The following is an 8946-nucleotide window of genomic DNA, read 5'->3' on the forward strand; positions in this document are numbered from 1 at the left end:
ATATTTCAAATTTACAACAAAGAGAAAATTTATCATGGCAAATTTTGTAAATATGTATCGTCAATTATTGAGCTTGCCTCTGTCAGTATTAGTGAAAAATAATCCAATTCCAGCCAATCCGATAGAAGAGCTTTCCCTCAATATTCACCAACCTGTTGTTTATGTTTTGCCTTATACCTCTCAAACCGATTTTGTTATTTTCCGTCGAAATTGTTTGGCGCTAGGTTTACCTGATCCTACTGAGAAAAATGAAATTGATGGTGTGAAGTTGCCTCGTTATGTGTATTTAGATGAGGGACGCCGCATTTTTAAATCGAAAGGTGCGAAAGATGAAACCACCACGATCTTCAATAAATACCTCGAATTACACCGCACTTCTGAGAGTTTAGATGTGCAACTTATTCCAGTTTCTGTCCTTTGGGGGCGTTCTCCTGGGCATGAAGATAAATCAGGTTTACCTAACTTGCGTTTGTTAAATGGCATGCAAAAAACTTTTGCTGCTATTTGGTTTGGGCGTGATACTTTTGTACGTTTTTCTCAAGCCGTTTCATTACGTTATATGGTGAATGAGCATGGCTCTGATGAAAAAATTGCGCAAAAGCTGGCTCGAGTTGCAAAAATGCATTTTGCTAAACAGCGCATTTCTGCCACCGGCCCGCGCTTACCGAATCGTCAAGCTATGTTTAATAAATTATTGCAATCAGAAGCGATTCAACGTGCGATTGAAGATGAAGCAAAATCGAAAAATATCAGTATTGAAAAAGCGCAAAAAGAAGCACATAAGATTTTGGATGAAATTGCTGCTGATGTAAGTCATTCAAGTTTGCGAGCCGCTGATCGTTTTTTACGTTGGCTTTGGAATAAACTTTATTCTGGTATTGATGTGCAAAATGCAGATCGCGTACGTAAATTAGCACTTGAAGGCCATGAGATTGTTTATGTTCCTTGTCACCGTAGTCATATCGACTATTTATTGCTTTCTTACGTGCTTTATCATCAAGGGCTTGTTCCGCCGCATATCGCAGCAGGAATTAATTTAAATTTCTGGCCTGTAGGTAGAATGTTCCGTAGTTGGGGGGCATTCTTTATTCGCCGTACTTTTAAAGGAAACAGGTTATATTCCGCTATTTTCCGTGAATATTTATCAGAGTTATTCCACCGTGGTTATTCGGTAGAATATTTTATTGAGGGGGGGCGTTCTCGCACTGGTCGTTTACTTACGCCAAAAACAGGTATGATGTCGATGACACTTCAAGCCTTGCAACATAATCAAACTCGTCCAATTTCTGTTGTTCCAGTTTATGTAGGCTATGAGCATGTATTAGAAGTGGATACTTACGCAAAAGAATTGCGTGGTGCGGCGAAAGAAAAAGAAAATGCAGGTTTGGTTATTCGAGTAATTAAAAAATTACGCAATCTTGGTCAAGGTTTTGTGAATTTTGGTGAGCCAATTACGCTTTCCAATTACCTGAGCCAACATTTCCCTGATTGGAAAGAGCAAAATCACGAAGAAAAACCACAATGGTTTGCTCCTGCAGTTGATTCTGTATCAAAACAAGTGATGGTAAACATTAATAAAGCTGCCGCGGTGAATGCAATGAATTTAGTTGGGACAGCATTATTGTCTTCTCGTCAGCGTGCACTTTCTCGTGAGCAACTTTTGGAACAACTGGCGAGTTACCAACAATTACTACAAAACGTGCCTTATTCCACAGATGTTGTATTGCCAACGGATACGCCTGAAATGATGTTAAACCATGTATTAACGCTTGATCGTGTTGGTGTGTTAGTCGAAAAAGATAACTTTGGGGAAATTGTGCGTTTGGAACGCGCATCAGCCGTCTTGATGACTTACTATCGCAATAACATACAACACTTATTTGTATTGCCATCTTTAGTGGCAAGCATCATTTTGCATTATGAGGCGATTCAAAAAGATTTATTAGTCGAAGCTGTCGGCAAGATTTATCCGTTCTTAAAAGGCGAGTTATTCTTGCACTTTAGTGAAGAAGAGTTAAAAACTCAAACTCACCAAATTATTGATGAATTTGCGCGCCAACAGGTGATTAACTCTAATGATAATTTCTTATCTATCAATAAATCGAAAGTACGTATTTTACAACTTTGGTCTGCGGGAATGCGTGAAATCTTGCAACGTTATTACATCACAGTGACAATTTTGCAAAAACAACCAGATATTTCACGTGCAGAACTGGAAAAAGAAAGCCAACTCGTTGCACAACGTTTATCTGTATTGCATGGTATTAACGCGCCGGAGTTCTTTGATAAAGCCGTCTTCTCTATGTTCATTGCGAATTTGAAAGAGCAAGGTTATTTTGATGAATCAGGCAATGGCAATCTTGAAAAAATAGAATATTTGGCTTCAACGCTTTCTCATTTGATTTCAACGGAAATTTGTTTGACTGTCAAAGGAACGGTTGAAAAAGCAGAAGAACATGCTTAAGTCAGGTTTAAATTTTAGGAGCATCATTTGATGCTCCTTTTTTATATTAGCTATATAAGAAGTGCGGTGAATTTAATAGTCCAAAGAAACTTTCTATATGTCATATATCTAAGAAATTCCTTTTTCTTGACATACTTTGAATACCGCCATTTTCAGTAATGAAATCGACGATATGTCTCCATCTGATAGAAAATGATACCATTAGCTTTGTTTATTATAAATACTAGTGGCTTCTTAATACTCATTTTTCTATTAAGAATAGATTGAAGAACCTGTAATTTAAATTCGATTATGTAGTGTTTACCCATAATAAAATCTGAACCTCAATTGTTGGTTTGGTTAGTCCAACTTTTGGGGTACAGATCAAATTTTCACCGCACTTTTTTGTTTTCTAAATTTAGAAATTAATTGGTTTTTAATTTGCTCCAATATTTTTCATAAATATCGACAGCTTCTCCAACATCACCTTGCATAATCCCCTTTTCTACTTCTGATGCTGGTGGAAATAGTTTAGGATCATTGGCAACTTCAGGGCTGAGTAATGCTTTGACTCCTTCATTTGGCATAGAAAAGCCCATGCGTTCTACTACAACTTTGGCATTTTCTGGACGAAGTAAGAAGTCAATGAACTTATGTGCGCCTTCAACATTTTTTGCTGTAGTTGGAATCGCATAGTTATCCATCCAGAAAATTGCGCCTTCTTTGGGATACACAAATTGAAGAGATGGATTTTCTTTATGTGCTAAATAAGCAGAACCATTCCAAATCATACCAATTGCTGCTTCACCTTGTACGTAAGGGACTTCTGGCGAGTCAGAGTTAAAGGTTGCCACATTTGGTAAAAGTTTTTCTAAACGCTCATAAGCTGTTTTGATGTCTTCTTCATTGGTGGTATTAGGCGATTTACCATCAAGCAATAATGCTACGTGGAACACTTCACGCGCATCACTGGTCATGAGAACTTTGCCTTTAAATTCAGGTTTCCATAAATCCGCCCAGCTGGTGATGGTTTTAGGATCAATCTCATCCGCATTAACTTCAATACCAGTAAGTCCGTAAACGTAAGGTAATGAATATTTATTTTCTGGGTCGAATTCTTTATTTAATAAATGTTTAGGAATTTGATGAATATTGGTCAATTTACTTTGATCAATCGGTTGAAGCATCTTTTCCTTAATCATTTTATTTACGTAGTAACTTGATGGAAACACCAAATCATAGCCAGAGCCAGTATTCTGAGTAAGTTTAAGTTTCGCATACATTTCTTCGTTGCTTTCAAAGGTAGAATAAATTACCTCGATGCCAGTTTCTTTAGAGAACTGTGCGACTAAATCAGAAGGCACATAGTCTGTCCAGTTATAGACGTAAAGTTTGTTATTGGCAAAAGCGGAAACCGCGAAAAGTGCGGTGGTGGAAAGGAAAAGATTTTTGAGTGAGTGAGCAAAGAATTTTTTCAATTTATTGACCTCCGAGGGTTATCGTTCATCATAAAACGCGCAAATTTTGCGCGCGCGCAGTATAGCATTTTTTTCGTAAAAGGTTTGACATATTTCCCTTTCGGGGTAAGATTTTGCCAGTTTTTTCCTAAGGGATTTTTTATGCTTAATTTTGCCTATCAAGAACACGTTCGCTCTTATTATTTCGACTCTCGTAACCAAGATTTTCAATTCCCGCCGCTCACTCAAATTGAACATGCTGATATATGTGTGATCGGAGCTGGATTTTTTGGTTTATCTGCGGCATTAGAACTAGCGGAAAAAGGAAAAAAAGTTATTGTATTAGAAGGTGCTCGAGTAGGATTTGGTGCTTCTGGTCGCAGTGGTGGGCAGGCAATTAATGGCTTTGAAGAAGGCATTGATGAATACGTTAAACAAGTTGGCGAAGATAAAGCGCATAAACTTTGGAATATGTCATTAGAGGCCATTGATATTATTGATGAACGTATTGAAAAATATGGTATTCAATGCGACTGGAAAAAAGGCTATGCCACATTGGCATTAAATGAACGCAGAATGGATGACTTAATTGAAATTGAAAAAGAAAGTCATGAGAATTTTGGCTATCAGAATATGCAACTTTGGGATAAGGCTAAATTAAAACAGCACTTAGGCAGTGATATTTATGTGGGCGGCTTATTTGATAGTAACTCAGGGCATTTACATCCACTTAATTATTGCTTAGGTTTAGCGAAAGCTTGCGTCGATCTGGGCGTTCAGATTTTTGAACAATCTCCTGTAGTGGATATGGTTGAGAAAAATGGTTGCGTTGAGGTTAAAACAGCTAAAAGTGCGGTTATTTCTCAAGACGTTATTTTAGCTACCAATGCTTATATTGATGCGCTCCCGAAATCTATCCATCACGGAATTAATCGTAAAATATTACCCGTAGAAAGTTTTATTATTGCCACAGAGCCGCTAAGCCAAGCGGTTGCGGATTCTGTCATTAATAATGGCATGTCGGTATGCGATAATAATTTATTATTAGACTATTATCGTTTAAGTGCTGACAATCGCTTGCTCTTTGGTAGTGATTCTAGCTCAGAAAAAAATATGGTCGCGATTATGCGGAAAAATATGTTGCGCGTATTCCCACAACTTGAAAATATAAAAATCGATTATGGCTGGGCTGGACCGATTGATATGACCCTAAATTCAACGCCACATTTTGGTCGTATTTCTCCGCACATTTATTTTGCTCATGGTTATTCTGGTCACGGTGTTGCTTTGACTGGTCTTGCGGGGCGAATTGTAGCGGAGGCGATTTTGGGAGACGATGAACGTTTATCTATTTTTGAAGGCCTGAAAGTCCCTTCTGTTTATGGTGGTCGAATTATCAAAGATCTTGCGACAAAGATTGGTGTGCAGTATTACAAATTTCTAGATAAATATCGTTAAGATATAAAAATGACCTAGTTTAAAAGCTAGGTCATTTTTTATAAGTGGGCTTATTTATCACCACATGCTTTAATTGTTTCTGTTCAAGAACCAAAGAATGAATGTTCGCTAAAAAATAAGTTTGTTCTGCTTCAGGAATGGAAAATGGCATCAAGTTGAGTAAATCTTGATGGATGGCTAAAACTTGTGGAAAAATAACCGCACTTTGAATTTCTTCGAGCATTTCTGGATAAAGTGGTGAAACGCAACCCCCTCGTTCTATTCGACCTAAGCTGCAAGCAATGTGTAGCAGCATAAAATCTACTTGAGGCGTATTCACCTCAGCTTGCCAGTAATGAGCTAATCGATCTCGTAAACGAAATACCACATCAATAATAGATTGATTTATTTGACTGCGAATTTTCCAACGTTCTAGTTGCTTAAATAACCGCATTTGTTTTAATTAGTTCAAAATTTGTTCATTAATTTACCGCACTTTACTGAAATAAAACAGTGCACAGATCACAGTTTTGTAGCAAAATGGTAAAAAATTTGTAAGGATGTAAAAATGTTAGATTATGAGATGTTCAATCCATATGAAGGATTGATTTTTGATATGGATGGAACTTTAATCGATACAATGCCCGTGCATGCACAGGCTTGGACGATGGTGGGAGAGCGATTTGGCTATGAATTTGATTGCCAAATTATGTATAACTTTGGCGGGACGACGGTTCGAACCATCGCGGGGGAAATGATGAAAGCAGCGAATATGCCACTGGATCGAATTGAGGATGTGCTGGCTGCAAAACGTGAGTTGTCTTATCAACTTATTCCGACTCAATCGAAGTTATTGCCAACCTTTGAGATTGTTAAATCTTTCCATCAAAAAAAGCCGATTGCTCTGGGGTCTGGCTCACACCGTAAAATTATTGATATGTTGATGGATAAACTGGCTATTGCACCTTACTTTAATGCCATTGTCAGTGCAGACGATGTAAAAGAACATAAACCACATCCAGAAACTTTTTTACGTTGTGCGGAATTAATTCAAGCAAATCCAAGTCGTTGTATCGTATTTGAAGATGCGGATTTAGGTGTGCAAGCGGGATTAAATGCGGGAATGGACGTGTTTGATGTTCGCACACGAGAAATCATTTCGCCAAGATAATGGATATTTTTTCATTTTTTAGCGCTGATTTTTGGCAAACTCATGCGTTATGCCTTATGTTTATCAGTGCATTCTTGAGTGCAACGGTATTGCCAGGTAATTCAGAAGTTGTGTTTGTTGCTCTTGCTGTACCTAAATTAGTGTTGGGATCTTTATTTAGTATAGATATATTGGCACTTGTTTTTTTCGCCACGCTTGGCAATGGATTGGGGAGTTTAACTACTTACGGGATTGGGCGATGGATGCCAAAATTTGATCCAAAAAATCACCGCACTTTATGGGTCACGAATCAGATAAAGCGTTATGGGGCGATTACTTTACTTTTAAGCTGGCTACCTGTCGTTGGTGATTTATTTTGTGCCATAGCAGGTTGGTTAAGATTAAATTTTGTGGTAAGTAGCGTCTTTATCTTTCTTGGAAAACTGGTTCGTTATGTTGCGTTATTGTTTTTTAGTGCACCATTCTTATTATAAAATGCGCAAGAAAAAGCCCCACAATGAATGCGGGGCAAATAACCTAAGGAACCAATTTTATTAAAACAACTGCAAGTTGCTTGTTACGTAAGACAATGAGCCTTGCCATAAAGTTCATTAGAATTTGCAAAAAATGAACATTTATTCAAATTTATTTTTAATTTACTGATTTATAAGGAAAACTTTATGCCATTACTTGATAGTTTTAAAGTGGATCATACCAAAATGAATGCACCAGCAGTACGTGTTGCAAAAACGATGCGCACGCCAAAAGGTGACGACATTACCATTTTTGATTTACGTTTTTGTATTCCAAATAAAGAAATTCTTCCTCCAAAAGGTATTCATACGCTTGAACATTTGTTTGCGGGTTTTATGCGTGATCATTTAAATAGCGATAGCGTTGAAATTATTGATATTTCTCCGATGGGATGTCGCACGGGATTCTATATGTCCTTAATTGGTACACCAAATGAACAGCAAGTAGCACAAGCTTGGTTAGCTTCAATGCAAGATATTTTAGGTGTGCAAGATCAAACAACTATCCCTGAATTAAATATTTATCAATGCGGTACTTATACGGAACATTCTTTGGAAGAAGCACACGAAATTGCAAAAAATGTTATCGCACGCGGTGTAGGCGTGAATAAAAATGAAGATTTGGCACTCGATGATTCGTTATTAAAATAGGAGAAATCATGACAACACTTGGCACAGCATTAACCCCTAATGCAACCAAAGTAATGATGTTGGGTTCTGGTGAACTGGGTAAAGAAGTAGTGATTGAATTGCAACGTTTAGGCGTTGAAGTTATTGCAGTTGATCGCTATGAAAATGCCCCAGCACAACAAGTAGCACATCGTGCATACACCATTTCTATGTTAGATGGTAATGCATTGAAAGCACTTATTGAGAAAGAAAAGCCTGACTACATTGTTCCTGAAGTTGAAGCTATTTCGACTGCCACTTTGGTTGAATTAGAACAAGCCGGCTTTAATGTTGTGCCGACTGCAAAAGCCACTCAACTTACGATGAATCGTGAAGGGATTCGTCGTCTAGCTTCAGAAGAGTTAGGGTTACCAACATCGCCTTACCAATTTGTGGATAATTTTTCAGACTTTCAAAGTGCGGTCGAAAAAATTGGTATTCCTTGTGTGGTGAAACCGATTATGTCTTCTTCTGGACATGGGCAAAGTATTTTAAAGTCTAAAGATGATATTAAAAAAGCTTGGGATTACGCGCAAGAAGGTGGGCGGGCGGGAGCTGGTCGAGTAATTGTTGAAGGTTTTGTCAAATTTGATTATGAAATCACGTTACTGACAGTACGCCATATCAATGGTACAAGTTTCCTTGCGCCAATAGGTCATCGTCAAGAAGATGGTGATTATCGGGAATCTTGGCAGCCTCAAGCTATGTCGGATATTGCATTATCAAAAGCGCAATCGATTGCTGAGAAGATTACCGGTGCATTGGGTGGATTCGGTATTTTTGGTGTAGAGATGTTTGTATGTGGTGATGAGGTGATTTTCAATGAAGTATCACCTCGTCCTCATGATACTGGAATGGTAACGCTGATTTCTCAAGAGCTTTCTGAATTCGCTTTACATGCTCGTGCGATCTTAGGTTTACCAATCCCAGAAATTACGTTGATTAGCCCATCGGCGTCTAAAGCTATTGTTGTGGAAGGCAAATCACAAAATGTGCAATTTGGTGGAATCGAAAAAGCACTGGCACAACCTCATACTAATATTCGATTATTTGGTAAAGGTGAAGTGAATGGTCATCGACGCTTAGGCGTTTTACTTGCGCGTGATGTATCCGTTGAAAAAGCGTTGGAAAAAGTAAAACAAGCTTATGAACAGCTAGAAATTAGTTTATAAAAGCCGAAAGTGCGGCAAAAATTGCTCTGACTCCAAAAAGTTAGACTGTGATTTAAAGGATTGTTTTTGATATTGTATCGGATTT

General features: G+C 37.9%; 8 protein-coding genes. 6 read left to right on the forward strand and 2 right to left on the reverse strand.

Annotation, left to right across the window (positions count from 1 at the left end; translation table 11 throughout):
- Nucleotides 1-34 precede the first annotated feature (34 nt).
- Nucleotides 35-2464, forward strand: coding sequence for a glycerol-3-phosphate 1-O-acyltransferase PlsB (gene plsB, locus AAX15_RS06540; protein WP_046939634.1), 2430 nt, complete (start codon nucleotides 35-37; stop codon nucleotides 2462-2464).
- A gap of 404 nt (nucleotides 2465-2868) precedes the next feature.
- Here plsB and AAX15_RS06545 read toward each other — a convergent pair whose 3' ends face one another.
- Nucleotides 2869-3921 carry an extracellular solute-binding protein gene (locus tag AAX15_RS06545; protein WP_046939635.1) on the reverse strand — a complete coding sequence of 351 codons (1053 nt, stop codon included), beginning with the start codon at nucleotides 3919-3921 and terminating at the stop codon, nucleotides 2869-2871.
- Between the two features lie 141 nt (nucleotides 3922-4062).
- Here AAX15_RS06545 and AAX15_RS06550 point away from each other — a divergent pair, with 141 nt between their 5' ends.
- Nucleotides 4063-5358, forward strand: coding sequence for an NAD(P)/FAD-dependent oxidoreductase (locus tag AAX15_RS06550; protein ID WP_046939636.1), 1296 nt, complete (start codon nucleotides 4063-4065; stop codon nucleotides 5356-5358).
- Nucleotides 5359-5389: 31 nt separating this feature from the next.
- Here AAX15_RS06550 and AAX15_RS06555 read toward each other — a convergent pair whose 3' ends face one another.
- Nucleotides 5390-5791, reverse strand: coding sequence for a PRD domain-containing protein (locus tag AAX15_RS06555; protein ID WP_046939637.1), 402 nt, complete (start codon nucleotides 5789-5791; stop codon nucleotides 5390-5392).
- Between the two features lie 114 nt (nucleotides 5792-5905).
- On the opposite strand from AAX15_RS06555, the gene AAX15_RS06560 reads away from it, so the two are divergent.
- From AAX15_RS06560 to purT, 4 genes are all read left to right on the forward strand, one after another.
- Entirely contained in the window at nucleotides 5906-6508 is a 603-nt protein-coding gene (locus AAX15_RS06560; protein ID WP_046939638.1) for a beta-phosphoglucomutase family hydrolase, read from the forward strand.
- On the forward strand, nucleotides 6508-6981 hold the full coding sequence (locus tag AAX15_RS06565; RefSeq protein ID WP_046939639.1) for a YqaA family protein: 474 nt from the start codon (nucleotides 6508-6510) through the stop codon (nucleotides 6979-6981). The genes AAX15_RS06560 and AAX15_RS06565 overlap by 1 nt, the downstream gene beginning before the upstream one ends.
- Nucleotides 6982-7167: 186 nt before the next feature.
- On the forward strand, nucleotides 7168-7671 hold the full coding sequence (luxS, locus tag AAX15_RS06570) for an S-ribosylhomocysteine lyase (protein WP_009499584.1): 504 nt from the start codon (nucleotides 7168-7170) through the stop codon (nucleotides 7669-7671).
- 8 nt (nucleotides 7672-7679) lie between these two features.
- Nucleotides 7680-8861, forward strand: coding sequence for a formate-dependent phosphoribosylglycinamide formyltransferase (purT, locus tag AAX15_RS06575; RefSeq protein WP_046939640.1), 1182 nt, complete (start codon nucleotides 7680-7682; stop codon nucleotides 8859-8861).
- Nucleotides 8862-8946: the final 85 nt, after the last annotated feature.

It is taken from the genome of Haemophilus haemolyticus (assembly GCF_001008275.1).
Taxonomy (GTDB): Bacteria; Pseudomonadota; Gammaproteobacteria; order Enterobacterales; family Pasteurellaceae; genus Haemophilus; species Haemophilus haemolyticus_P.

Coding starts and splice junctions, on each gene's coding strand:
- purT (WP_046939640.1), top strand. CDS start 7,680: ATGACAACACTTGGCACAGCATTAACCCCTAATGCAACCAAAGTAATG.
- AAX15_RS06565 (WP_046939639.1), top strand. CDS start 6,508: ATGGATATTTTTTCATTTTTTAGCGCTGATTTTTGGCAAACTCATGCG.
- AAX15_RS06550 (WP_046939636.1), top strand. CDS start 4,063: ATGCTTAATTTTGCCTATCAAGAACACGTTCGCTCTTATTATTTCGAC.
- AAX15_RS06555 (WP_046939637.1), bottom strand. CDS start 5,791: ATGCGGTTATTTAAGCAACTAGAACGTTGGAAAATTCGCAGTCAAATA.
- luxS (WP_009499584.1), top strand. CDS start 7,168: ATGCCATTACTTGATAGTTTTAAAGTGGATCATACCAAAATGAATGCA.
- plsB (WP_046939634.1), top strand. CDS start 35: ATGGCAAATTTTGTAAATATGTATCGTCAATTATTGAGCTTGCCTCTG.
- AAX15_RS06560 (WP_046939638.1), top strand. CDS start 5,906: ATGTTAGATTATGAGATGTTCAATCCATATGAAGGATTGATTTTTGAT.